This is a genomic window from Mesorhizobium sp. M0909 (genome assembly GCF_040319515.1).
Lineage (GTDB): Bacteria > Pseudomonadota > Alphaproteobacteria > Rhizobiales > Rhizobiaceae > Mesorhizobium.
The window spans coordinates 210,143-233,471 of sequence record NZ_JAMYOA010000003.1; the positions used below are offsets into that span (position 1 = coordinate 210,143).

Annotated in this window: 22 protein-coding genes and 1 pseudogene; 15 read left to right on the plus strand and 8 right to left on the minus strand. The window is 62.4% G+C overall.

Features of this window, described 5'->3' with window-relative positions; genetic code table 11:
• Nucleotides 1-23 precede the first annotated feature (23 nt).
• From pdxA to lptF, 5 genes are all read right to left on the minus strand, one after another.
• Nucleotides 24-1,043, minus strand: coding sequence for a 4-hydroxythreonine-4-phosphate dehydrogenase PdxA (pdxA, locus tag NKH83_RS05600; protein ID WP_352802448.1), 1,020 nt, complete (start codon nucleotides 1,041-1,043; stop codon nucleotides 24-26).
• A 13-nt stretch (nucleotides 1,044-1,056) separates the two neighbouring features.
• Nucleotides 1,057-1,983 (minus strand): peptidylprolyl isomerase, encoded by a 927-nt coding sequence (locus NKH83_RS05605; protein ID WP_352479239.1) that lies wholly within the window; start codon nucleotides 1,981-1,983, stop codon nucleotides 1,057-1,059.
• Nucleotides 1,984-2,096: 113 nt separating this feature from the next.
• Nucleotides 2,097-4,514: an LPS-assembly protein LptD gene (locus tag NKH83_RS05610; RefSeq protein WP_352802451.1), complete on the minus strand. Its 2,418-nt coding sequence runs from the start codon at nucleotides 4,512-4,514 to the stop codon at nucleotides 2,097-2,099.
• Nucleotides 4,514-5,599, minus strand: coding sequence for an LPS export ABC transporter permease LptG (gene lptG / locus NKH83_RS05615; protein ID WP_352647431.1), 1,086 nt, complete (start codon nucleotides 5,597-5,599; stop codon nucleotides 4,514-4,516). The genes NKH83_RS05610 and lptG overlap by 1 nt, the downstream gene beginning before the upstream one ends.
• Nucleotides 5,596-6,798, minus strand: coding sequence for an LPS export ABC transporter permease LptF (gene lptF / locus NKH83_RS05620; RefSeq protein ID WP_352802453.1), 1,203 nt, complete (start codon nucleotides 6,796-6,798; stop codon nucleotides 5,596-5,598). Before lptF ends, lptG begins: the two co-directional genes overlap by 4 nt.
• Nucleotides 6,799-7,152: 354 nt before the next feature.
• On the opposite strand from lptF, the gene NKH83_RS05625 reads away from it, so the two are divergent.
• The 5 genes from NKH83_RS05625 to NKH83_RS05645 all read left to right on the plus strand — a co-directional run bounded on the left by NKH83_RS05625 (nucleotide 7,153) and on the right by NKH83_RS05645 (nucleotide 11,860).
• On the plus strand, nucleotides 7,153-8,319 hold the full coding sequence (locus tag NKH83_RS05625; protein WP_352802456.1) for a flavin-containing monooxygenase: 1,167 nt from the start codon (nucleotides 7,153-7,155) through the stop codon (nucleotides 8,317-8,319).
• 73 nt (nucleotides 8,320-8,392) lie between these two features.
• Nucleotides 8,393-8,776: a VOC family protein gene (locus NKH83_RS05630; protein ID WP_352802459.1), complete on the plus strand. Its 384-nt coding sequence runs from the start codon at nucleotides 8,393-8,395 to the stop codon at nucleotides 8,774-8,776.
• An 81-nt stretch (nucleotides 8,777-8,857) separates the two neighbouring features.
• Nucleotides 8,858-10,354, plus strand: a complete 1,497-nt coding sequence (locus NKH83_RS05635; RefSeq protein WP_352802461.1) for a leucyl aminopeptidase — start codon at nucleotides 8,858-8,860, stop codon at nucleotides 10,352-10,354.
• 37 nt (nucleotides 10,355-10,391) lie between these two features.
• The gene (locus NKH83_RS05640) at nucleotides 10,392-10,841 is read left to right on the plus strand and encodes a DNA polymerase III subunit chi (protein ID WP_352647401.1); all 450 of its coding nucleotides are present in this window, start codon (nucleotides 10,392-10,394) and stop codon (nucleotides 10,839-10,841) included.
• 119 nt (nucleotides 10,842-10,960) lie between these two features.
• A complete protein-coding gene (locus NKH83_RS05645; RefSeq protein ID WP_352802464.1) occupies nucleotides 10,961-11,860 on the plus strand; it encodes an aminoglycoside phosphotransferase family protein in 900 nt (299 codons plus the stop codon).
• Between the two features lie 27 nt (nucleotides 11,861-11,887).
• On the opposite strand, the gene NKH83_RS05650 is transcribed toward NKH83_RS05645, so the two are convergent.
• Nucleotides 11,888-12,355: a carboxymuconolactone decarboxylase family protein gene (locus NKH83_RS05650; protein ID WP_352802466.1), complete on the minus strand. Its 468-nt coding sequence runs from the start codon at nucleotides 12,353-12,355 to the stop codon at nucleotides 11,888-11,890.
• Between the two features lie 85 nt (nucleotides 12,356-12,440).
• On the opposite strand from NKH83_RS05650, the gene NKH83_RS05655 reads away from it, so the two are divergent.
• From NKH83_RS05655 to NKH83_RS05675, 5 genes are all read left to right on the plus strand, one after another.
• Nucleotides 12,441-13,112 (plus strand): TetR/AcrR family transcriptional regulator, encoded by a 672-nt coding sequence (locus NKH83_RS05655; protein ID WP_352802469.1) that lies wholly within the window; start codon nucleotides 12,441-12,443, stop codon nucleotides 13,110-13,112.
• A 4-nt stretch (nucleotides 13,113-13,116) separates the two neighbouring features.
• Nucleotides 13,117-13,725 carry a hypothetical protein gene (locus tag NKH83_RS05660; RefSeq protein ID WP_352802471.1) on the plus strand — a complete coding sequence of 203 codons (609 nt, stop codon included), beginning with the start codon at nucleotides 13,117-13,119 and terminating at the stop codon, nucleotides 13,723-13,725.
• Entirely contained in the window at nucleotides 13,722-14,570 is an 849-nt protein-coding gene (locus NKH83_RS05665; RefSeq protein ID WP_352802474.1) for a 23S rRNA (adenine(2030)-N(6))-methyltransferase RlmJ, read from the plus strand. The genes NKH83_RS05660 and NKH83_RS05665 overlap by 4 nt, the downstream gene beginning before the upstream one ends.
• Nucleotides 14,571-14,694: 124 nt before the next feature.
• The gene (locus tag NKH83_RS05670) at nucleotides 14,695-15,147 is read left to right on the plus strand and encodes a hypothetical protein (protein WP_352651252.1); all 453 of its coding nucleotides are present in this window, start codon (nucleotides 14,695-14,697) and stop codon (nucleotides 15,145-15,147) included.
• 125 nt (nucleotides 15,148-15,272) lie between these two features.
• Nucleotides 15,273-16,025 (plus strand): sulfite exporter TauE/SafE family protein, encoded by a 753-nt coding sequence (locus NKH83_RS05675; protein ID WP_352802477.1) that lies wholly within the window; start codon nucleotides 15,273-15,275, stop codon nucleotides 16,023-16,025.
• A gap of 38 nt (nucleotides 16,026-16,063) precedes the next feature.
• Here the strand turns inward: NKH83_RS05675 and NKH83_RS05680 are convergent, their stop codons facing one another.
• Complete coding sequence (locus NKH83_RS05680) at nucleotides 16,064-16,699, minus strand: TetR/AcrR family transcriptional regulator (RefSeq protein ID WP_352802480.1); 636 nt, start codon at nucleotides 16,697-16,699, stop codon at nucleotides 16,064-16,066.
• A gap of 276 nt (nucleotides 16,700-16,975) precedes the next feature.
• Between NKH83_RS05680 and NKH83_RS05685 the strand changes: the two are divergent.
• The 3 genes and pseudogenes from NKH83_RS05685 to NKH83_RS05695 form a co-directional block, all read left to right on the plus strand.
• Nucleotides 16,976-17,239: pseudogene (locus tag NKH83_RS05685) on the plus strand (DinB family protein); the annotation flags it as partial.
• Nucleotides 17,240-17,733: 494 nt separating this feature from the next.
• Nucleotides 17,734-18,150, plus strand: a complete 417-nt coding sequence (locus NKH83_RS05690; RefSeq protein ID WP_352802482.1) for a hypothetical protein — start codon at nucleotides 17,734-17,736, stop codon at nucleotides 18,148-18,150.
• A gap of 490 nt (nucleotides 18,151-18,640) precedes the next feature.
• Complete coding sequence (locus NKH83_RS05695) at nucleotides 18,641-19,237, plus strand: glutathione S-transferase family protein (protein ID WP_352567498.1); 597 nt, start codon at nucleotides 18,641-18,643, stop codon at nucleotides 19,235-19,237.
• A gap of 77 nt (nucleotides 19,238-19,314) precedes the next feature.
• Here the strand turns inward: NKH83_RS05695 and NKH83_RS05700 are convergent, their stop codons facing one another.
• On the minus strand, nucleotides 19,315-19,965 hold the full coding sequence (locus NKH83_RS05700) for an outer membrane protein (protein ID WP_254820293.1): 651 nt from the start codon (nucleotides 19,963-19,965) through the stop codon (nucleotides 19,315-19,317).
• A 420-nt stretch (nucleotides 19,966-20,385) separates the two neighbouring features.
• Between NKH83_RS05700 and NKH83_RS05705 the strand changes: the two genes are divergently transcribed.
• Together NKH83_RS05705 and uvrC are read left to right on the plus strand one after the other, a co-directional pair.
• Nucleotides 20,386-21,162 (plus strand): SDR family oxidoreductase, encoded by a 777-nt coding sequence (locus tag NKH83_RS05705; RefSeq protein ID WP_352802484.1) that lies wholly within the window; start codon nucleotides 20,386-20,388, stop codon nucleotides 21,160-21,162.
• Entirely contained in the window at nucleotides 21,159-23,237 is a 2,079-nt protein-coding gene (uvrC, locus tag NKH83_RS05710) for an excinuclease ABC subunit UvrC (RefSeq protein WP_352802487.1), read from the plus strand. Before NKH83_RS05705 ends, uvrC begins: the two co-directional genes overlap by 4 nt.
• Nucleotides 23,238-23,329: the final 92 nt, after the last annotated feature.

Sequence of the window (23,329 nt, forward strand, 5' to 3'; positions counted from 1 at the left end):
TTGGGCTCATTGGGCCCAGTGGCCTACGGCCTTTTCCCGGTATCGGCAAGCAGGCGAGCGAGTTTCAGCGCCGCAATCAGGCTGTCGGCACGGGCAATGCCCTTGCCGGCGATGTCGAAGGCGGTGCCGTGGTCGGGCGAGGTGCGGATGAAGGGCAGGCCGAGCGTGACGTTGACTGCCTCGTCAAACGCCAGCGCCTTGGCGGGGATCAGCGCCTGGTCATGATACATGCAGAGCACCACGTCATAGCCGGCGCGGGCGCGAGCGTGAAACAGGGTGTCGGCCGGCAATGGCCCGAAGGCTTCTATTCCTTCCTGCCTCAGCCTGTCGATCGCCGGGCGCACGATCCGCTCGTCTTCGGTGCCTATCGCGCCGCCTTCGCCGGCATGAGGGTTGAGGCCGGCGATGGCGAGCCGCGGCTTGGCAATTCCGAAGCGGTTTGCAAGGTCGGCGGCGGTAATGCGGCCGGTGGCGACGATCAGGTCGGTCGTCAGCGCCTTCGGCACCTCGGCCAGTGCGATGTGAATGGTGACCGGCACGGTGCGCAGGTCCGGACCGGCAAGCAGCATCACCGGCGTCACTTCGGTGCCGGTGTGAAGTGATGCCAGATGCGCCAGATATTCGGTGTGGCCGGGAAAGCGAAAGCCGGCATCGTAGAGCGGCTTCTTGGCAATCGGGCAGGTGACGACCGCGGCAGCGCGGCCGGCCAGGCAGTCGGCAACGGCGCGGTCGATCGCCTCGATGATTCCGGCGGCGTTGGCTGGATCCGGGCGGCCGGGACTGTCGACGAAACGGGCGGAAAGCGCCACCACCGGCAGCGCGCGCGAAAACACACTAGGCGCTAGCGCCGGCGTCGTCTCGGCAATCGCGATATCGGTGCCGAGCCCGTGCGCCCGCGCGGCAATCAGCGCCGGATCGGCAAGGAGATAAAAAGACGGAACGCCGGCGCTGTCGCGGGCCTGCCAAGCGGCGATGGCGATGTCCGGCCCCACGCCGGACGGATCGCCGACGCTCAACGCCAGCGGAAGCTCTGCGTCAGGCATGGCGATCGCGACTTCAGCGCTCGATGATGCGGGCTTTCTTCCGCAACTCCTCGACGTATTTCTTTGAGAGCTCATCGGCGTTCTTGTCGCTCGAGCCCTCGCTCTGGAACACCATCTGCGCGACTTTGTCGTCCGACACTTCGCGCGAGGAGCAGATGCCGACGAATTCGACGCCGCGGTCGGTCTCGCGCGTCGCGGTGGCGCCGCCGACCTTGGTGGCCTTGATCTGCTCGGCCCAGTCCGGCGGCAGTTGCGGCGCCAGCACCCGGCCGAGGTCGCGAACGGTGACATCGATCAGGCCCTTGGCGAATTCGCGGGTGGTGTTGCAGCCGTTGAAGCGGGCGCGCATGGCATCGGCTTCGCGCTTGCGCTTGGCCAGCGTCGCGCTGCGCTCGGCTGCCGGCACCACGAAGATGACCTGCTGCAGCATGTATTCGGTGGCGCTCGGCTTGCTGCCGCCTTTTTCGAGCATGCGCTTGACGACGTCCTGCTCGCTTATGGCGCCGCCCCCGTCGGCGGAGCGGTAGCGCGCGGACAGCGCCTGGTTCCAGGCCATCTGCGCTCGGATGAATTCCTTGAAGTGCTCCTTGGTGACGCCTGATTGCGCCATCACACCATCAAGCTGCTTGAGCTGCATCTTGTTGTTCGTGGCGAAACGCTGATAGGCGGCATCGACCTGCGCATCGCTGATGCGGATGCCTAGGCGCCGGGCCTCGGCCGAGCGCAGCGTCTGATCTATCATTTCCTGGCCGGCATCGCCCTTTCTGCGCTGCAGGCGCAGGAAAGCGGCCCGATGCTGGATGTCGCCTGTGGTGATCGGTACGTTGTTGACGACGTATTTGATCTCGGTGGCGAAAGCCGGCGGCGTCACTGCGGTGGTCGAGAACGCCACCAGCAGCGCGAACCCTGCCGAAAAGAGGTATTTCCTCATCGAAAGCATCCCAGTTCCATCCCGATTCGACCCAACCCATCCCAGTTCAGGTCGCCGAAATCCGTGCCTGCTCTATGCGGCGAAACAATGTCGTCCGCCAGCCGCCCCGTTGCCGACTGCCGTTATTGGATGGTGTCGATGGAGCGTTGCGACGAACCGAAATCGCCGAGCGTGCGGAACGACAGGTTGAAGCCGACGTTCTGCGACACTTCCCTGGTGTTAAGGTCACGTCTTTCCGAAAACGTCATCAAATAGGTAAAGCACGAATCACTATAGGCAAACCCGACGCCGTCCTTGACCAGCACGCTCTGCTCAAGATCATATGTGCCGGTGCCAAAGACGCGCCAGTTCTCGGCAAGATGCGTCGAGGCGCCGAGCGTGACCTCATGGCGATCCGTGGAGAAGCCATAGAGCGGCTGCGCCTGGATGAAGGCGTATTTGGCGCTCAGCGATACCGGCAGGCCTGAAAAGGCGGCCTTTACCTCAGCGCGGCGGATCTCGAAGCTTTGCTCGTCGAAACGGCCGCTGACCGAGCCGGAAAATCCGCTGGGGCTGTTGAAGCCGACAAGGCCGACATAGTCGGAGGTTGCAGTTTCAAGACCCGAATAGGCACCGACGTTGACCAGATCCGGCGTGCCGAACGAGTTCTGGCCGCCGAGCTGGTAGGATTGGCCGAACACCGCATTGGTGCCCCAGCCATTGTCGTATGCGCCGGAATAGCGGAGCCCGACATTGGCGCGTGTGCCGCCTTCCATGCGGTCATAGCCCGAGAATTTGTCGCGCTCAAACAGCGTCGTGGCGTCGAAGACGAAGCTCTGGGCGTCCTCGTTGGGAACCGCCAGCCCGCCGACATATTGCTCGTTCGGACGCATGAATACTTGCGCCATCGGCTCGAAGACATGGCTGGAACTGGTCATCGAGAACAGCACCGGCCAGCGCATCTCAAGGCCGGCGGTCGCCATGTAGCGGGCAAGCGATGAACGCATATCGTCTTCGACGCCGAGATTGGTCGCCATCTGGTTGATGGCGTCGAGCGAGGCCGAGGAGGCGTTGACGTAGCCGGCGTCGCCGCGCAGCGCCAAGAGCGGTGTGAGCAGCAGCCCGCCATCGGTGGTGAAGGTGCGCTTCCATTCGGCTTCCGCGGTAAGGCGGCCGGATTGACCGTCGATGCCGCGAACGTTGTTGACGGACGAAGGGATGCCCGAATCTGCAAGAGCCGTATCGAGCCTGTCGCGGTCTATGACCCGCGCGTTGACGTCGAACGACAGCTGTCCGCCGGCCACCGGCATGTCGGGGATATAGGCGTAGTCGAGCGAGGGCAGCACCCAGGGCTGCTTGGCGGCGCGTGCGGTCGGATCGCTGGCGAGAGTGTCTTCCTGAACGTCGAAGTGCATGGCGCGCACATCGAAGTAATTGCGATCGTTGAGTCCCGTCAGATACACCTCGGAGCGGTGCACGCTGTCGTTGAAGCCATCGATGTCGTAAGTGCGCGCGAAATTCTTGTCGCTCTGCAGCAGGATGTCCCAACCGAAGTCCCAGCGCGTGTTGATGGCGAACTGGCCCTGGGTGCCCATCATGCCGCGGAACCTGTTCGGGTCGCCTTCGGTACCCGAATTGACGTTGTGGCCATTGTCGTCGATGAAGGCGTCGGGATTCTCCTGCCGGATGCCTGCAATTTTCAGGCTGTACTGACCGTTGTTGAAGCGCTGCCGCCACTCGGCCTCACCGAGGAAACCTTGCTTGGTATAGCCGCTGCCGGTGACAGTGAGATCGTAGGTCGGCGAGAGCGCGAAATAGTAAGGGACCTTAACACCGACGCCGAGGTCGCTCTTGTAGGCGACGCCGGGAATCAGGAAGCCGCTCTTGCGCTTGACCGTTGGGTCGGCGATCTCGAAAGCCGGCAGATAGGCCAGCGGAAAGCCGAAGAACTCGAAGTTCGAGTTTTCGAAGCGAACCGTCTTCTTTTCGCCGTTCCAGATGATCTTCCTGGCCTTGATACGCCAGGTCGGCGCTTTGTCGGGCTTGTCCTCGCACGGCTCGCACGCGGTATAGACGCCATTGTGGAACGTCGTCAGCACGCCGCCCATGCGCTCCGCGCTTTCGGCGGCGAAGTACGCCTTGTCTATGGTCTCGACCCGCAACGCGTTGACGAAGCCGTCGGCGAAATCGTCGGTGATGTCCGCATGCTGCGAATAGATCTTGGTGCCGTCGCTATTGACGAGTTCGACATTGCCGCTGGCGACGAGGCGTTTGGTGTTGCGGTTGTATTCGACCCGCTGGGCGACGAGACGGTTGCCGCCATAGTCGATCTGGACGCCGCCGACGGCCGTCACGGTCTGCTTGTCGTTGTCGTAAACCAGCGTATCGGCTGCCAGCAGCATCTGCGTGCCACTCGGAACCTTCGTCGCCAGGTCACTGACGTCCTGGGCAAAAGCCGGAGCAGCCGGGGCGACGGTGGCAAGCAGGCATGCCAAGGCGCTCGCCGCAGAGAGGCGTGCCAAACCGGCGTGCCTATGGCTGCGCAAAACCGCCTCCCTCACTAGCCGTCTTCCTTGTATAGCAGGAATGTCACCCCGAAGAACATAGCCACGACAACCGGGACCCAAGCCGCTACGGCTGTGGGTACGAATCCCGCTACGCCGAATGCCTTGACCAGCACCGAAACGACATAAAGCAGAAAGCCGGCCACGATGCCACCCAGAATCATCGTCGCCGACTGCCCCATCCTCGCAAATCGCATTGATACCGTTGCCGCAATCAGCGTCATCGCCACGAGCAGGAAGGGCAGCGCCACCAGGGAATCGAACTGCATGGCGAAGGCATTTGCCTTGAGGCCGAAGGAGCGGGCCACCTCGACTTTGCCGGGCAAGTCGTAGAAGGGGATAGTCTCAGGGCGCGCCAACCGCTCTTGCACGAATTCCGGCTTGAGATTGGTCGGTAGCCGATCGCTGGGTAACGACTGGATGGTGCCGTCCCGGAATATCTTGACGTCCTGCAATTCCCAGTAGCCGTCCCGCAAAAAGGCGCGCGCCGCATCCTTGCGCTCGATGATATCGCCTTGCGGACTGAAGCTGAAGAAGACCGCGTCGGCCATCTCCAGGCCTTGATCGAGAATGGCGCGCGCTCCGATGATGGTATCGCCGGAACTGGTTTTCTGCCTGATCCAGGGGGCGGCATCGGCCGAGACCGTATTCGACTTGCCCGAACGGAGCTGGGTCTCGATCTGCTCGGACCAGGAATAGGCGTGGGCGGCTATCGGATTGATGACGCCAACCGACAAGGCACCAAACAGCAGCGCCCCGATGCAGCATGGCAGCAGGAACTGCCATGCCGAAACCCCGGCGGAACGGGCGATTACCAATTCATATTTGCGGTTGAGCGACACCAGGGTTGCCATCGCCGAGAACAGGCCGACGAACGGCACCGTCTGCAGCATGATCATCGGCATCCTGAGCCCGGAAATGGCGAAGGCAGTTCCGTACGTGAAGCCTGGCACGCCGGTCGTGCGGCCGGAAAGCTCGGTGAAATCGATCAGGAACACCAGCGCCAAAAGACCGATGAAGAACCAGATGGTGATCGTCACATAGCGAAAGAAGAAGTATCGACCCAGAGTCCAGCCCATCAGCCGGCTCCCTGTCCGGAAGCGCCGCGCCCAGCAAAACGGAGCTTGATGGCGCTCCAGCCCTCACTGAAGCGGCCGGCAAGATTGGTCACCCAGTCGGCCCAGGCAACAGGCAGTTCCATGGTCCGGTTGGAAACAATGAACCAGATGGCGATCGCCGATGTCACGATCGGGACGCCGTAGACCATATAGGCATATTGCGGCACCTTGTCGGCCTTGCCGGCGGCAAAGAACCCGAGCCAGCGCACGAACAGCGCGATCGCGATTGCCGTGATCAGCGGGTGCACACGCGCCTCACGATGCGAGCGTGCATCTCCGGCGACGGCGAGCGCGATCAGCGCGAAGACGAGCGAATAGGACCACTCGGAAAAACGCTGGTCGAGCTCGGCCAGGTACCTGTTCGGCTTTTGCTGGTACATCTTGTCGTTCGGACTGGGATTGAGCAGATACTGGGTCGTCCGGTCCTTCGGCAAAAGCAGGATGTCGGATGATGCCGACATGAAAGCGGACAAATCGAAGGCATAGGAGGTGAACCGGATCACCGAGAGGTCGCCGGTCATGGTTTTGCGATGGATCACCCCGTCATTCATCATCAGCACCTTCTCGTCGCCGCGTTCGATGATGCTGCCGGACTTGGCATAATAGACGAGATTGATGCCTTCTTCGCGCGAATCGGCGACGAAGATGCCGCCGAGGCGATTGTCGGGAAGCCGTTCGCCAACCTGCAGGAACAGGCCGTCATCGATCTTGCGGAAGGTGCCTTCCTGGATGATCAACGACAACAGATCCGCACGCGAAGATGCTATCAGCTCGCGGTTCTTCTGGCGCGCGTAGGGGTCGACGCCATTGTCGACGGCGAACGAAAAAACGCTGGCTGCGAGTGCCAGAAGCATGATCGGCCTGACGATTGTCCAGCGTGAAGCGCCGGCGGCATTGATGACGGCGAGCTCCGAATCCGAATTCATCACGCTGAGGATCTGGGCGACCGCGACCACCAGGGCGAACGGTACGACGATCGGAACGATCGTCGGGATGATCAGCGCTGCGACTTCGAAGAAGGTGAGGGCCGACTGACCGCTATCGGTGACGAGGTCGATGCGGGCGAGGACCTGAGTCGTCCAGACGATCGCCAGCGTCCAGACGAGCGCCAGCGCGAATACCGCGAAGGCACGGCGCATGATGTAACGTTCAACGACCTTCATGAAGGCTTTTCTCGGCGACTTCGAACGGCATCATGCCTTGGAACAAGGTAGTCGTCCGGCGCCGGCTGCACAACTGGCTCAGTTTGGCGGTTCGATCCGGGTTCTGTCCCGTATCATACATTCCGCTGGGCCGGAGTGTCGGCGGCAATGGATAAGAAAGGGCGAACATTGTTGGTTAACAACAGGTTGCGGCGGGAAGCGGGGCCGTGCCGCGACGAATCGTGGGTGGTTCGATATCGCATATGGGAGCGATTTCGGCCAAAGTCTTGTCAAATGCGGCAAAACGACCAAATGTCGCGCCGGTCGCGACCGCCGCGGCGTGATAAGACGGGTCAGGATCTGTTGAGCCCCAGCATGGAAGCGGAAAAATTGCGCAGTCAAACCGGTCGGGAAACCGTCTTTGACGGCGCGATCGTGGTCGGCGCCGGCGCGGCCGGCCTTGCCGCCGCCCACGCCTTGATGAAGGCCGGCGTACCGACGCTCGTCCTGGAAAAGGAGAGCCGGCTTGCCGAACCCTGGCATCGGCGCCACCAGCGGCTGCACCTCAATACCCATCGCGATCTCTCGACGCTCCCCGGTGTCGGCTATCCCGCAGGCACCCCGGCTTTTCCGCATAAATCGGCCGTCATTCGCCATCTGAATGATTTCAGCCAGACGCATGGTCTGCCGGTCGCGTTCAGCGTTGCCGTTGAAGAGGTCACGTTCGACGGCGATCACTGGACCGTGCGGACGAACGCCGGACGTCGTCTGGCGCGCCATGTCGTCGTCGCCACCGGGCGCGACCGGCAGCCGTTTATTCCCGCGTGGAAAGGCATGAAGGATTTTGCAGGCCGGATTATCCATTCGGCCGATTTTGGCGATGCGAAGGACTACGCCGGCAAAAGGGTGCTGGTGGTCGGTGCCGGCAATTCGGGTTTCGACGCACTCAATCATCTGGCGAATGCAGACGCCCAAAGCATCTGGCTGTCGGCCCGCAACGGCCCCTCTCTGCTGCCGAAACGCATCGGCAAGGTCGCCGTCCACAGGCTTTCACCGTTAATGGCGAGCTTGCCGGTGCGGCTGGCCGATGCGGTGATGGCGACAACCCAGCGCCTGGTTTTCGGCGACCTGACGAAATTTGGGCTTCCGCTGGCGCCCACAGGCGGTGCGAGCCGTCTGAGCGCCGACTATACCGCGATCGCAGCCGACGACGGCGCGGTTCGCGCCATCAAGGCAGGCACGATCGTGGTGATGCCATCATTGCGGGAATTTACCCAGGACGGCGTCGTGTTGAATGACGGCAGGTTGATCACGCCCGATATCGTCATTGCAGCGACCGGCTATCGCACCGGTCTGGAGCAGATGGTTGGCAAGCTCGGCGTTCTCGACGGCAAGGGCGTTCCGCTTTTCAACGGCGGCGATGCCGATCCGAAATTGCCCGGCCTGTGGTTTACCGGCATGCGGCCGAGCATTCGCGGTTGTTTCGCCAATGCCCGCATTCAGGCCAGGGCGATAGCGGCGCGGATTGTCAAGCAGCGATAGTGAGCAGGACTATGCCGATTGTTCCGCCCGCAATAGACACGCCTTGTTGGAGCGTGCCCGAACCGAAAGGTCAATGATCATGACGCCAGTCAGCATTCGCTACATGGTCGATGATGTCGCCACCTCGATCGATTTCTACTGTGGACAACTGGGCTTTACCGTCGAACAGGACGCGCGACCGGCTTTTGCTTCCGTCACGCGCGGCGCGTTACGGCTCCTTCTGAGCGGGCCTGGCAGTTCGGGCGCACGATCTATGCCGGATGGCCGGCAGCCGGTGCCGGGAGGCTGGAACCGCATCCAGTTGGTGGTGCCGGACCTGAAAGAAGAGGTTGCGCGCCTCAAGAGTGCTGGACTTGTCTTTCGCAACGATATCATAACGGGCGTCGGTGGTTCCCAGACCCTGCTCGAAGACCCATCGGGCAATGTCATCGAGCTGTTTCAACCCGCCACTCACTGACGCAACAACACGGGACCTTTCGGTCCGACCAATCGAACGCCTCTCGCGATAATCCAACGCACTTCCCGAAAGCAGGACATCATGAATTCGAGACCCTCGATTGCCTTCGCCAAAATCGCCGCGCCCAAAAAGGGCAGCGTTTTCGTTCTGGTGGCCGACGAGGGCGACCTCAGCGATGCCGCCAGGGCTTGTGATCCGGCAAAGACCCTCGATCGGGCTTTTCCGGTCGCCGACTTCACTGGCAAATTCGCTAGCCTGGTCGAAGTGTTGGCACCGGAAGGGACATCGCTCGAGCGGCTGGTAGCGGTCGGTGCCGGCAAGGGCTCCAATCTCGATGATTATGGTTGGCTGAAGCTCGGTGGCACGATTGCCGCGTCCTTTCGCAAGGCAACCGAAGTGGCCGTCGTGCTCGATCTTCCCGGTGCCGCCATCAGCGGCAGGCAAGCCGTTCAGCTCGCAGCAGGCATCCTGCTGCGCAGCTATTCCTTCGACAAGTATAAGACCAAAAAGAACAATGGTGACGACAAGCGCGAGCCAAAAAAGCCGGTCAAGGTAACTATTCACACCGCCGATCCGGCAGCTGCAAAGAAGGCCTTCGCCGATGAAGCGGCGGTGATCGACGGTGTCTTGCTGGCGCGCGATTTGGTCAATGAACCGGCCAATGTTCTGGGGCCGGTGGAATTCGCCACCCGCATCGCCGAACTGGAGGCGCTCGGCGTCACGGTCGAGATCCTGGCCGAGAAGGAGATGAAGAAGCTCGGCATGGGTTCGCTGCTGGGCGTAGCGCAGGGCTCGCCGCGTGGCGCCCGCATCGCGGTCATGCGGTGGGACGGCGGCAAGGCCAAGGAAAGCCCGGTCGCCTTCGTCGGCAAGGGCGTCACCTTCGACACCGGCGGCAATTCGATCAAGCCGGCCTCGGGCATGGAGGACATGAAGGGGGATATGGGCGGCGCTGCTGCCGTCACCGGGCTGATGCACGCGCTAGCCGCGCGCAAGGCGAAGGTCAATGTCGTCGGTATTGTCGGACTGGTCGAAAACGCCGTCGATGGCCACGCTCAGCGACCGGGCGACATCGTCACCTCGATGTCGGGCCAGACCATCGAAGTGCTCAATACCGACGCCGAGGGCCGCTTGGTGCTGGCCGATGCGCTGTGGTACTGCAACGACCGCTTCCAGCCGAAATTCATGATCAATCTGGCGACGCTGACCGGCGCCATCATGGTCGCGCTCGGCCAGCATTATGCCGGCCTGTTTTCCAACAATGACGAGTTGGCGGACCGGCTGACGGCGGCTGGACAGGCGACGCAGGAGCGGGTGTGGCGCATGCCGCTCGGTGCCGAATACGACAAGCTGATCGATTCCAAGAATGCCGACATGAAGAACATCGGCGGCCGCCACGGCGGCGCCATCATCGCCGCGCAGTTCCTGCAGCGTTTCGTCAAGGACACGCCCTGGGCGCATCTCGACATTGCCGGCACCGCTATGGGCGCGCCCTCCAACGAGATCAACCAGTCATGGGCTTCCGGCTTCGGCGTCAGGCTGCTCGACCGGCTGCTGCGCGATCATTACGAGCAATGAGCGGCTGGGGCGGGATTCCGAAAATGTAGACTGAGCCATGGCCGAGATTCTGTTTTATCACCTGACCGAATCGACGCTGGAGGATGCGCTGCCCGGCCTCCTGGAGCGCAGTATCGATCGCGGCTGGCGCGCCGTGGTACAGACCGGCACCGAGGAACGGCGCGACGCGCTGGACCAGCATCTGTGGACTTTCCGGGACGATTCATTCCTGGCCCACGCAACGGACCGCGAAGCCCGTCCCGCCGAGCAGCCGGTGCTTCTGACCGTCGGCCCTGACAATCCGAACCAGGCGCAGATACGCTTCCTGGTCGATGGGGCGGTGCCGCCGGAGCTTGGCGGCTACCAGCGCGCCGTGTTCCTGTTCGACGGTCACGATGCAGCCCAGCTAGAGGCGGCACGCACGCACTGGAAGACAATGAAGGAGGCTGGCCACACCGTGACCTACTGGCAGCAAACGCCCGACCGGCGCTGGGAACGCAAGGCTTAGGGAATTTGCCGCCTAGTGGAATCACTGGCGCCGCAAGAATGCGACGCCAAAAAGATGGACTGCCGGCTATTCAAAAGACCTGAGCAAGCCCGATGCCGCCCGATGAACGAACACCAGGCATGCCGATAGATGCCGCACTTGTTCGCCGGCTGATTGCCGCGCAGTTCCCCAAATGGGCGGACCTGCCGGTAGAGCCGGTCGAGCCTGGCGGCTGGGACAACCGCACGTTCCGACTGGGCGATCGCATGTCGGTGCGGCTGCCGAGCGCTGCCGCCTATGTCGCCCAGGTCGAGAAGGAGCATCGCTGGCTGCCCCGCCTGGCGCCTCACCTGCCTCTGCCCATACCCGTGCCGCTGGCCAAAGGCGCGCCCGGGGAAGGCTATCCATGGCCTTGGTCCGTCTATCGCTGGCTTGGCGGCAGACCGGCGGCTGGTGGACTGATTGCCGATCTTACTGAGTTCGCCCGTTCGCTGGCCGGCTTTCTGGTTGCGCTCTACCGGATCGACGCTGCCGATGGGCCACCGGCAGGGCGGCATAATTTCCACCGCGGTGGCCGGCTTTCGGTCTACGACGCCGAGACCCGAGCCGCGCTCTCGGCGCTCGGCGGCCGCATCGACAAGGCCGCAGCCGAAGCCGTGTGGGCGACAGCCCTTGCCTCGCGATGGCAAGGGCCGCCGGTCTGGGTCCATGGCGACGTCGCCTCGGGCAATCTGCTCGTCGAAGATGGCAAGCTGTGCGCGGTGGTCGATTTCGGTAGTTCGGCTATCGGCGATCCTGCCTGTGATCTGGTGATCGCGTGGACGGAATTTTACGGCGAGAGCCGTCAGGCGTTCCGCGATGCCATTGCCCTTGACGAGCACAGCTGGGCGCGCGCTCGGGGCTGGGCGTTGTGGAAGGCGCTGATCGTCGCTTCGGGACATGACGGCAATCAGCGCGAGGCGGAAAAATCGTGGCGGGTCATCAATGAGGTGCTGGCGGATCACACAAACAGTCAGAGCGGGAGGGCCAATTCAGTTTGAACGGATCCCGCTCTAATGACGAGCGCATTACTGGCCGCCCATCTCCTTCTTGAATGTATCGAAATCGACCTGCATGCCGTTGAAGATGGTGCTCCAATGGCGGGTCAGCGCTGAAACGGCGACCGCCTCCTGGATCTCCTCGTCGGTGGCGCCGGCCCGCTTGGCGTCCTGCGTGTCCGACCAGATACAGTAGTTGCACGGGATTTGCGCCGCCACCGCCAGCGAGATCAGCGACTTGACCTTCGGCGGCAGCGCCGTCTTGTCGCTGAGCTGGATAGCCTTGACCTCGGCCCATGCACCGGGCAGACCGGCTTTCGGGAACTGCTTTACGAAACCGGGCACCCCGCCCATGGTCGACTGGATGTCCTTGACGGTTGCGTCATACTCATCGGCATAAGAAGGAGTTGCAGCCAGCGTCAGCACACAGGCGGCGGCGAGCAGGCAGGCACGGCGGATGGAAGAATGCGTTGATGAAAAAGTACGATAGACAGACATGACGTTCTCCTCTGGCGTTTGTAGACCTTACGGTGTAAGGTAATGTCGAAAATGAACCTTACAGTGTAAGTTGTCAAGCGGCACCATGGACACATCGATCAAAAAAAAGCGACCGCGCGGCAGACTGTCTCGCGAGATGATCGAGGCTGCCGCTTTGAAGGTGATCGAGAGCGAGGGCCTCGCCGGTTTTTCGATGCGCAAGCTAGCGACTGCACTCGGCTGCGAGGCGATGAGCATCTATCACCACTTTCCTTCGGTGGCGCATCTCTTCGAAGCCTTGGTGGACCGGCTGATCGGCTCCCTCGAAATGCCCGACACGGACCTACCTTGGCGACAAAGGTTGCGCATCGCCGTGCAGGATTTCCGCCGCGTCGCGCGTGAGCACCCGGCTTTCGCCAGCTTCTTCGTTACCTACCGGATGAACTCGCCGACCTGCCTTGCGTGGCTGAACGGCATCCTCGGCCTGTTCGAGGCCGGCGGCTTCGGACCGGAACTTGGTGCGCGGCTGTTCCGTACCACCGGCTATTATCTGATGGGTGCCATCCTCGACGAGACTGCCGGCTATGCGAAGGGGCCTTCGGCCGTGACCACGGTCAGCGATGAGCAACTGGCGCAGGATTTTCCAAAAGTAGCTGCGGCCGGGCGTTATTTCGGCACCGCCGAATTTGACCGGACGTTTGATCTCGGCCTTGACATGCTCCTGGACGAAATGGAGCGCGCCCGCGACGGCACCAGCACGCCGAATACCGGGTCTTGACCTCATGCGCTCTCTGTTCGCCCTGATACTGCTCATCGGTACCGGCATCGGCGTCGTCTATCCCTGGGCGATGACCAATTTCTCCGGCCGTGAGATCGGCACCTGGAGGGTTTACGACCAGGGCCGGTTCAAGCCAGTGACGGTGGCCCTTAGCGCACGCGACGGGCCGCTACGCGTGCTGGTCGACCTTACGGCAAGAGCCGAGCGTATCGTCTCGCAGCAGCGCACCGTGTTGACCCTTACTGCCGCCACCGCCGGCAGGACGGTGCTCGCCTCGACGCTGCAGTTCAACCATTCCGACAATCCTCGGCAGGTCAGTCCGCAACTGCCGGACAGGATCTTTCGCGACGAGGCCGGCCTGATCCCGACCGTTACCACCGGCCCCTACATTTTCACCGTTGGTCCAGGCGACGCCGAGGGCATTCCGATGCGGGCCGTCGATCTCGTCCTGCGCTCGGCTGCCGGCGAGGTCGACCGCCGGGCGCGACCGGTCGGTTTTTCCCTGATGGCGGCCGGCCTGGCCGGGCTGGTGCTGGCATTCCGTTTCGGCCGCCGGCCGGAAAATCCGAACTCGCAGCCGCCACCGCCTCGCTGGGGCAGGGGCTCCAATTGAACTATCGCCACGCCTACCATGCCGGAAACTTCGCCGATGTCGTCAAGCATGTCGTGCTCAGCCGGCTGATCGAATATCTGAAGCAGAAGGACAAGGCGTTTCGGGTCATCGACACCCATGCCGGGATCGGCCGTTACGATCTGTCCTCGACCGAAGCGCAAAAGACCGGCGAATGGCAAGGCGGCATCGGCCGGCTGGTCGATGCGGCCCTCGATGCGCCGGCGGCAGCACTGCTGGCGCCGTATCTTGAAGCCGTCCGCTCGCTCAATCCGGACGGCGGCGTGACAAAATACCCGGGTTCGCCGCTGATCGCCCGGCACCTGATGCGCAAGCAGGACCGGCTGTCGGCGGTCGAGTTGCATCCCAAGGATGCCGCCAGGCTGAAGTCGCTGTTCGACGGCGACTTCCAGACCCGGGTGATCGAGCTCGACGGCTGGCTGGCGCTCGGCGCGCATCTGCCGCCAAAGGAGAAGCGCGGTCTCGTCCTCATCGATCCGCCTTTCGAGGAAGAGGGCGAGTTCGGTCGCTTGGTCGACGGGCTGCAAAGAGCCCATCGGCGCTGGCCAGGAGGGATTTACGCGCTCTGGTATCCGCTCAAGGACCGCAAGGCGGTCGCCGCCTTCCGCAAGGCGCTGAAGCAGACGGGCGTTCCCAGGCTGCTCGACATCGGTTTTGAGATCAGGCCGGCCTCCGTCGAGCCGAGCCTCGATGGCTGCGGCATGGTGGTGGTCAATCCGCCCTTCACCCTGGAGGGCGAGTTGCGGACGCTGCTGCCGGCGCTGCACCGGCTGCTTGCTGTCGAGCAGCCATCGCATTGGACGCTGGACTGGCTGGCGGGAGAGTAGTTTGAGATGCGGTCCTTGCCGTTCCCTCAGTGCAACCGCGTCACCACAACCATAGTCGCTACAACCGCTTGACCGCGCGTCAGCGAATCCGCACAGTGCGCGCAGTCGACCTTGAGAGGCTGCCATGACTCGCTTCGCCCAATCCGCCCTTGCCGTACTGCTCGCCGTTTGCACGCCGCTGGCTGCGCCTCTCGGCGTTACTCAGGCGGTGCAGGCCGCCGACCTTGCAATCTATACCGACGAGGACAGCGGCGTGTGCGGCGAGGCCTGGGTGCTGAACAAAATCACCGACCGCTTCTCCTATCAGGTGCATCACGTGCCGCATTTGCCGGATGTGCAGATCGTCGACTTCCAGCGCATCCACCAGCATCGCTATCTGCCGGCCGACGACATCTGGCCGATCGGTCGCCGTTATTGCGGAGCCACCGTCAGCCTCTCCGATGGCCGCGCCCGCACCATCTGGTACCTGATCGAGGAAGGCCAGGGCTTTGCGTCGATCGGCGACAATGTCGAATTCTGCGTGTCGGGCTTCGACCGCTGGATGGTCTACAACGGCCGCTGCCGCGTCCTGCGCTGATCGCGCACTCGCTGATTCCGACTTTTTAGCACCGGCCACCTGATCGACCGTCACCGTTTCCATGCGGCGCAGCATTCGCGGGATGCGCGATCTGCTGTCACGAGTTTGCGGGGAAACAGCACCACATGGATTTGCTTGTTTATACTGTTGCTCTCGGCGCGGTCGTTGCTGGCTTCGTCCAGGGGCTTTCCGGGTTCGCTTTCAGCCTGGTTGCCATGTCGATTTGGGTTTGGACCGTGGAACCCCAACTGGCTGCTGCCATGGCGGTCTTTGGGGCGCTCACCGGTCAGATCATCGCTGCCGTCACCGTCCGCCGGGGTTTCGATCTCAGGCTTCTGCTGCCCTTCCTGATCGGCGGGACCATAGGGATTCCGGTCGGTGTCGCCATCCTGCCCTTGCTGGATGTGCAGTTGTTCAAGCTTGTCTTCGGCGCGCTGCTGGTCGTTTGGTGTCCCTTGATGCTCTTTGCGCGTCGCCTCCCTCCCATCACGGTCGGGGGTCCTGTTGCAGACGGTGCAATAGGTCTGGTCGGCGGCATCATGGGTGGACTTGGCGGCTTCACCGGCCCGGTTCCAACGCTGTGGTGCGTGCTGCGCCAATGGGAAAAGGACAGGCAGCGTATTGTCATCCAGAATTTCAACCTTGTGACCCTCTCCATGACGATGGCCGCCTATCTTGCGGCCGGAAAGATCAAGCTCGAAATGCTGCCGATGTTTGCCGTCGTCGCGCCGGCGATGTTGATACCGACACTCCTTGGCGCGAGACTCTACATCGGCATCGGCGAGGCGACTTTTCGAAAGATCGTCCTCACACTCTTGACCGCATCAGGTGCGGCATTGTTGGCATCGTCCCTGCCGCACCTCACAAGCCGGGTTTGAACGACACACAGAAATCCCGATTTTCGCCGTGCCATGCGCTATCGACCGGTACGGCCCGCTCCCGATAGATAGGCGCAGATCAGTTCGACGAGTTGCTTTTGCAGCTCCGGCGCGGCGAGCATGTTCCGGCGTGCCGCGTTGTGGATCACACCTTCGATCGCTGACGACAGCACCCGCGCCACGGACTCCGTGTCGGCGCCTTTCCTTGGCTTGCGATAACTGGCGACAGCAGTCGCATAGTGATTGAGGTATTGTGCCTGGAACGAAGCATGGGCGGCCCTGGAGCCACGATCGCCAGGCGCCTCGTCGAGCAGCACCTGGTGTAGTGTCGGGTGAATGCTGTGTGCCGCGATCATGCCGCGCACCAGCTCCTGCGCGAATGTCCTGAGCGGCTTTTGGTCTTCCGCCGAATCGCGAATGACCGACAGCACATGATCGAAGTGACGGCGCCGGACGGCTGCGAGCAGGGAGAGCTTGTCGGGAAAATACTGGTAGAGCGTGCCGATGCTTACACCTGCTGTCTCGGCCACTTTGTTGGTGGTGAAGCCGGCCCAGCCCAGCCCGCTCAGAACATGAGCCGCTGCCTCGATGATCGCCTCGACGGTTGCCCTGGAACGCGCCTGGCGCGGCTGCTTGCGCATGCGCGGATGCGGTTTTGCAATGCGAGTAGACACGCCCTCTCATTCTCCTGAAAATATAAACAACATACTCGCATTTCCGGAAAAGGACACCGACCATGAGTGCGCTCGCTCTGCTTCGCAGCCTGTTTGCCTATCAGGCCTGGGCCATGACGAACTGCTGGAAAAGCTCGCGAGTCTCGACCCGCATGTTCACGGCAAGGAACGGCAGGCCGTGATACAGACGCAAGCCATGGCTACTCCGCCGACACCACTGAGGACACGCCGGCGTTCGACGAACTTCGCGCCGCGGTCGCAGCGACCGATCGCTGGTATCTCGATTATCTCGAAACCGTTTCGTCGCGGCAGCTGTCCGAGTCCGTCGCCTTCGTGTTCACCGACGGGGATAAGGCATTGATGTCGCGACAGGAAATGCTGACCCACGTCGTACTGCACGGCGGCTATCATCTCGGTGAAGCGGGGCGCATCCTGGCACAGATTTCCGTCATGCCGCCATGGGATACCTTCGCCGTCCATCTCCACAGGGCCGAGCCTTCGCGCCGGCTGCAGATGAGCCGTGAGCCGCTCGGCACCTGAACGGCCAAGCGCTTTCGATCACGCGGTCGGCTCGACCGGATCTATCGAACGATATCCTGTCCTTCAGAAATGTGAGCTGTCCGCTTACTTTCATCGCGCCGTGCAAGATAGTGCAGCGGCGTGCGCGTCGCGTTGCTTCCTACTTACCTGTAGTTTATCTTTTCAAACAAGACGAGGCGGGCGACCGCCTTCGTTCTGGACAATGTTCGCGCTGAGCGTCGGACGTTGAAGCGCAAAGCTGGTCGAAAAGGTCCTGAGCTTGACGAGAAGACCGGTCGAGATAGAGCGGCCAGAATTTCTGTCGCAGAACTTCACTGCGGGAGACAAAGATTCGCAGCCGGTTTTTGCGCGGGTAAAATGGTCGTGCGCTCGCCGTAACCGAAACTTAAGCTGCAAAAATCATTCTAATGCTTCGCTGGCTAGCAAGCCGCGAGTCAGATATGCAATGCGCGCCGGGTCAATAACGGCCGTCGGCACAACGGAAGGGGCATGATATGGCTAAGCAGTCATCCAAGGCGCCGGCATCCAAGGCACCGGCAAAGAAAGCACCAGCAAAAGCAGCCGCGGCAAAGGCCGCAACTGCTGTGAAGAAAGCGGCACCCGCTGCCAAAGCGAAGGCCGCGCCTAAGGCAAAAGCAGCGCCGGCCAAAAAGCCGGCCGCCAAGGCCGCGGCAAAACCGGCCGTGAAGAAAGCTGCACCTGCCAAGGCAAAGGCAGCACCGGCCAAGGCTGCACCGGCAAAAAAGGCGGCACCGGCCAAGAAGCCGGCTGCAAAGGCCGCGGCGAAGCCAGCTGTGAAGAAGGCAGCACCGGCAAAGGCCGCCGCTGCGAAATCTTCTGCGGCAGTGAAGAAAGCAGCGCCCGCGGCCAAGCCGAAGGCAGCGCCCGCAAAGGCGAAGGCCAAGAAGTAGTCGCCGCCCTGCTACCGTCGGGGACAATACTCAAGACAGTCAGGGCGGGATGCCGGACAGGCGCCTCGCTTCTTGGTTGACGGTCGGGCAGACGAGAAAGAGGCGGGAGGAAGACGTCTTTTCGCAGCTCCCAGGACTTCGCCATGCGGCGAAGTCCGGTGGGATTTTCGTGGCTGCCAAAGGCCAACCTTCGGTGCAAGGCCGAGTTGGTAGCCAATTCGGATTTGGATTGTCCGACGCGCTCGCGTCTGCCGCCGCACTGCGGCTTATAGCATCGCGATTGACGTCGAGACAATGGCTGTACTCTGGCGGCGCGGTTTTCCGCCTCTGGCCGTTGATGAACCCTGCATGATCGGTCAACAGTGCCCACGCACGAGCCCCGTCGGAATCGGTTTTCGGTGAGGGTTATGCGCGAAGTCACAATGCTACGGCGTCCTTTTGCGCGTGCAACGGGGCATATGGAGCTGTAGCCGGCAAACAGGAATCGACAATGCCCAGACTGCTCTACGCGTCTACTTCCCCCTACAGTTCCAAAGTGCGCATGGCAGCACTTTATGCTGGCATCGCGGTCGATCTCGTGCCGATAAAGACCGAGGAAAGGCCGGCCGAACTGATCGGCGCCAATCCGCTCGGCAAGATCCCGGTGCTGGTGCTCGATGACGGCCGCTCGGTCCACGACAGCCGCGCCATCACCCAGCATCTCAACCGGATGTCGAAGAACGCATTGTTTCCGCGCAATCCCGACAAGCGCCTTGAGGCGGAGGTGCTGGAGGCATTGGCCGACGGTATCTGCGACTGCGCGCTGTCGATGGTCTATGAGCGGCGCACGCGGCCGGAAGAGATGGTCTACCAGCCTTGGCTCGAGCGCCAGTGGACGAAGATTTCGGCCGCGCTCGATCTGCTCAACGCCAACCCGCCGAAGCTGCCGAAGAAAATCACCTTAGGCCAAATCGCATTGCGCGCCTGCCTTGGCTATCTCTCGCTGCGCTTCGCCGGAAAATGGGAAAAGGGCCGCGGCCGGCTGACGCGCTGGGCGGCACGCTTCGACGAGAAGTTCCCGGAACTGAAGCCCGCCATCCCGGCTTGAAGGCGGGCGGCCTCAACCGGTGCCACAAAAAAAGCCGGGCGCGAGGCCCGGCTTTTTCGTGTCGTGGCTTGGACGACTTAGAACTTCATACCGACGCCGAAAGTGACGCGATTGTCGGTCGACTTGACTTTGCCGATACCGTCGAAGTCCTTCCTGCCGAAGTCCGTGTAACGATACTCGACACGGCCGAACACATTGTCGGTGATCTTGATGTCGGTACCGACGCCGGCTGTCCAGCCGAACTGCGTGTTGGTGTCGCTTACGCCGGCAGCTTCAATCTTCTGGTTCTTCAGCGCGCCACCGGCGGTGCCGTAGAGCAGGATGTCCGGGCTGACGGCATAGCCGAGGCGGGCACGCAGCGAGCCCTCGAAGCCACCCTTGGCCTCGATGCCGGCATCGTCGCCCTTGACGCCGTTGTAGCCGATATCGGCTTCGGCACCGTAGACGAAGTTCTCCTGCTGCCAATTATAGCCGCCGAAGACGCCGCCGACGAAACCCTTGGTGTCGACGTCGACGCCAATGTCTTTGGCTTTGGCGTGGCCAGCGAAGCCGTAGCCGACGCTCACACCGGCATAGGGACCGGCCCAGGATGCGACCGGAAGTTCTGCAATCGGGGCAGGTGCCGGCGGCTCTTCCTGAACCACGTCCGCGGCATAGGCGGTTCCGCCGAGGGCGAACAGCCCAAACGCCACCGCGAGCGGTCGCGCAAATTTAAGATTGGCTTGCATTGTTCTTTACTCCTTAAGCCACAGGACACAGGCTTGTTGTTTATGAGCGCCCTCAACCCGTCCGGGGGGTGAAACGGATCCGGCGTTCAACGGTTCCAAATGTCGTGTCGAAATGCGGCTGAAGCGAACCTGAACTTGGGTCATTCCCAGGCACGAATGAGGCAGAACCTTGACGTTGCATCTTCGCAACAGCCAATGTCAGCAGGTTCGCCGTGCTGCACTGCACACGGCTTGGTGTAAGGGCTTCAGCGCCCTATATTGCGGGCGGGCTGGTACGAATTCCGGTCGAGCCAGAACGCCCACAAGCCACTTTGCCACAATCCTGCCCCAGGTGGAAATGGGATTTAACGCTCTGGCGGGCCATAATTTGCCGGCACGATCCCGGCAGGTCGGAATCGGCATCGGATTAAGGATTGACAGATGAGCAAGGTCGCCGCGACGGCACTGGTGACGGGCGGGGCGAAGCGGATCGGCAGGGCGATCGTCGAGGACCTTGCCGCGCATGGTTTTGCCGTCGCCATTCACTGCAATCGCTCGCTGGCCGAGGCGGAGGCACTGGCGGCCGAAATCAACAGTGGTCATTTTGGTCGACATGGCCGGGCCGCAGTGATTGCTGCCGACCTGACCGACCTGAACGCGGTCGGCCACCTAGTCGGCCGCGCGGCGGCGGCGCTCGGGCCGGTGTCGCTGCTGGTCAACAACGCCTCGCTGTTCGAGCACGACAGTGTTGAGGATTTCGACTGGCCGGCCTGGGATCGCCATTTCGCCGTGCATGTCAAGGCGCCGGCGCTGTTGGCGCAGACTTTCGCCCGGGCCTTGCCGCAGAACAGTGAGGGGCTGATCGTCAACATGATCGACCAGCGCGTCTGGCGCCCGACGCCGCGTTATTTTTCCTATGCGCTGTCGAAGTCGACATTGTGGGCGTCGACCGAGATGATGGCGCAGGCGCTCGGTCCCCGCATCCGCGTCAACGCTATTGGTCCTGGCCCGACCTTGAAGAACACGCGCCAGCACGACAGCGATTTCGATGCCCAGATTGCCGGGCTGATCCTGAAACGCGGCCCGGAATTGCCGGAATTCGGTGCCACCATCCGTTATCTGTGGGCGGCACGCTCGGTCACCGGCCAGATGATTGCGCTTGACGGCGGCCAGCACCTTGCATGGCAGACGCCCGATGTGACAGGCATGGCGGAATGAGCCCCATGGACCAGAAACAAAAAACGCGCGGTGGCGCCGACGACCTGCCGCCCGAAATCGACCTCGAGGACGAGGCGGCCGAAGAGGTCGTCGAGCCTGCGGCCGGCGGTCCGGACGTCACCTTCACCGCCATCGACTGGACCCCGCATGCCGGCGACGCCGACGGCATGGTCGGCGCCGAGGTGATCCAGACGCTGGTCAAGCGGCTGCCCAATGCGCCCGGCGTCTACCGCATGATGAATGCCAACGGCGACGTGCTCTATGTCGGCAAGGCACGCAGCCTGAAGAAGCGGGTCACCAGCTACGCGCAAGGCCGGTTCCACACCAGCCGCATCGGCCGCATGGTGCGCGAGACGTCGACGATGGAGTTCGTCGTCACCCGCACCGAGATCGAAGCGCTGCTGCTTGAAGCCAACCTCATCAAGCGCTTGCGGCCACGCTTCAACGTGCTGATGCGCGACGACAAGTCGTTCCCCTATATCCTGTTGACCGGCGATCATGTCTCGCCCGGTATCTACAAGCATCGCGGCGCGCGCTCACGCAAGGGAGACTATTTCGGCCCGTTCGCCTCGGCCGGCGCCGTCGGCCGTACCATCAACTCGCTGCAGCGCGCCTTCCTGCTCAGGAGCTGCACCGACTCCTTCTACGAGAACCGCACCCGGCCTTGCCTTTTGTTCCAGATCAAGCGCTGCGCCGGCCCATGCACCGGCGAAATCTCGCATGGCGATTATGCAAGGCTTGTCGCCGAGGCGAAGGATTTCCTTTCCGGCCGCAGCCAGAAGGTGAAGACGGAGATCTCCGCCGCCATGCAGCAGGCTTCGGAGAACCTCGATTTCGAACGCGCCGCCATTTATCGCGACCGGCTGGCGGCGCTGTCGCATGTGCAGAGCCATCAAGGCATCAATCCGCAGACCGTCGACGAGGCCGATGTCTTCGCCATCCATCAGGAGGGCGGCCAGGTCTGCATCCAGGTGTTCTTCTTCCGCACCGGCCAGAACTGGGGCAACCGCGCCTATTTTCCCAAGGCCGATCCGGCGCTCGAAGCCGGCGAGGTGCTGGGATCGTTCCTGGCGCAGTTCTACGACGACAAGCCGACGCCGCGCACCATCCTGTTGTCGCATGGCGTCGAGGACCAGGAATTGCTGGCGGAGGCGCTCTCCACCCGGGCCGGCCGCAAGGTGTCGATCTCGGTGCCGCAGCGCGGCGAGAAAAAGGACCTGACCGACAATGCGCTGCAGAATTCGCGCGAAGCGCTCGGCCGGCGGCTGGCCGAAACCTCAACTCAGGCGCGGCTGCTCACTGGCTTTGCCGAGACCTTCGGCCTGGAAAAGCCGCCGGTGCGCATCGAGGTCTATGACAACTCGCACATCATGGGAACCAACGCCGTCGGCGCCATGGTCGTCGCCGGGCCGGAAGGGTTTGTGAAGAACCAGTATCGAAAGTTCAACATCCGCTCGACCGAGATCACGCCGGGCGACGATTTCGGCATGATGCGCGAGGTGATGCAGCGGCGCTTCTCGCGGCTGTTGAAGGAACATGGCGATGCCCCGCAAACCGAGGGCGCGGGCGAGGCGAGCCCTACCGAACCGGGCGACGATATCGAGGACGCGGGCGGCTTCCCCGCCTGGCCCGACGTCATCCTCATCGACGGCGGCCAGGGCCAGATGACGGCGGTGCGCAAGATCCTCGCCGATCTCGGCATCGAGGATCGCGTTGTCGCCATCGGTATCGCCAAGGGTCAGGACCGCGATGCCGGCCGCGAACGCTTCTTCGTCAAGGGCAGGGCCCCATTCTCGCTGCCCGTTCGCGATCCGGTGCTCTATTTCGTCCAGCGGCTGCGCGACGAGGTCCATCGCTTCGCCATCGGTTCGCACCGCGCCCGCCGCAAGAAGGAGATGGTGAAGAGCCCGCTCGACGAGATCAGCGGCATCGGCCCGGGCCGCAAGCGCGCGCTGCTGATGCATTTCGGTACGGCCAAGGCGGTCAGCCGTGCCGCCGTCGAGGACTTGGTCAAGGTCGACGGCATTTCCGAACAGGTGGCGAAATTGGTCTACAATCATTTTCACGAGAGCTAAGACTTATTGCCGATATTTCGGCTGGCTAATCGATTCTGGCCTGTTGACCCCCCACATTCGCTTCTGATTTGACTAAGCAGGCAGAAAGAGTT

Excerpts from the sequence above, each read along its gene's own strand:
- pdxA (WP_352802448.1), bottom strand. The coding sequence starts at position 1,043 with ATGCCTGACGCAGAGCTTCCGCTGGCGTTGAGCGTCGGCGATCCGTCC.
- NKH83_RS05605 (WP_352479239.1), bottom strand. The coding sequence starts at position 1,983 with ATGCTTTCGATGAGGAAATACCTCTTTTCGGCAGGGTTCGCGCTGCTG.
- lptF (WP_352802453.1), bottom strand. The coding sequence starts at position 6,798 with ATGAAGGTCGTTGAACGTTACATCATGCGCCGTGCCTTCGCGGTATTC.
- NKH83_RS05625 (WP_352802456.1), top strand. The coding sequence starts at position 7,153 with ATGGAAGCGGAAAAATTGCGCAGTCAAACCGGTCGGGAAACCGTCTTT.
- NKH83_RS05630 (WP_352802459.1), top strand. The coding sequence starts at position 8,393 with ATGATCATGACGCCAGTCAGCATTCGCTACATGGTCGATGATGTCGCC.
- NKH83_RS05635 (WP_352802461.1), top strand. The coding sequence starts at position 8,858 with ATGAATTCGAGACCCTCGATTGCCTTCGCCAAAATCGCCGCGCCCAAA.
- NKH83_RS05640 (WP_352647401.1), top strand. The coding sequence starts at position 10,392 with ATGGCCGAGATTCTGTTTTATCACCTGACCGAATCGACGCTGGAGGAT.
- NKH83_RS05645 (WP_352802464.1), top strand. The coding sequence starts at position 10,961 with ATGCCGATAGATGCCGCACTTGTTCGCCGGCTGATTGCCGCGCAGTTC.
- NKH83_RS05650 (WP_352802466.1), bottom strand. The coding sequence starts at position 12,355 with ATGTCTGTCTATCGTACTTTTTCATCAACGCATTCTTCCATCCGCCGT.
- NKH83_RS05655 (WP_352802469.1), top strand. The coding sequence starts at position 12,441 with ATGGACACATCGATCAAAAAAAAGCGACCGCGCGGCAGACTGTCTCGC.
- NKH83_RS05660 (WP_352802471.1), top strand. The coding sequence starts at position 13,117 with ATGCGCTCTCTGTTCGCCCTGATACTGCTCATCGGTACCGGCATCGGC.
- NKH83_RS05670 (WP_352651252.1), top strand. The coding sequence starts at position 14,695 with ATGACTCGCTTCGCCCAATCCGCCCTTGCCGTACTGCTCGCCGTTTGC.
- NKH83_RS05675 (WP_352802477.1), top strand. The coding sequence starts at position 15,273 with ATGGATTTGCTTGTTTATACTGTTGCTCTCGGCGCGGTCGTTGCTGGC.
- NKH83_RS05690 (WP_352802482.1), top strand. The coding sequence starts at position 17,734 with ATGGCTAAGCAGTCATCCAAGGCGCCGGCATCCAAGGCACCGGCAAAG.
- NKH83_RS05695 (WP_352567498.1), top strand. The coding sequence starts at position 18,641 with ATGCCCAGACTGCTCTACGCGTCTACTTCCCCCTACAGTTCCAAAGTG.
- NKH83_RS05700 (WP_254820293.1), bottom strand. The coding sequence starts at position 19,965 with ATGCAAGCCAATCTTAAATTTGCGCGACCGCTCGCGGTGGCGTTTGGG.
- NKH83_RS05705 (WP_352802484.1), top strand. The coding sequence starts at position 20,386 with ATGAGCAAGGTCGCCGCGACGGCACTGGTGACGGGCGGGGCGAAGCGG.
- uvrC (WP_352802487.1), top strand. The coding sequence starts at position 21,159 with ATGAGCCCCATGGACCAGAAACAAAAAACGCGCGGTGGCGCCGACGAC.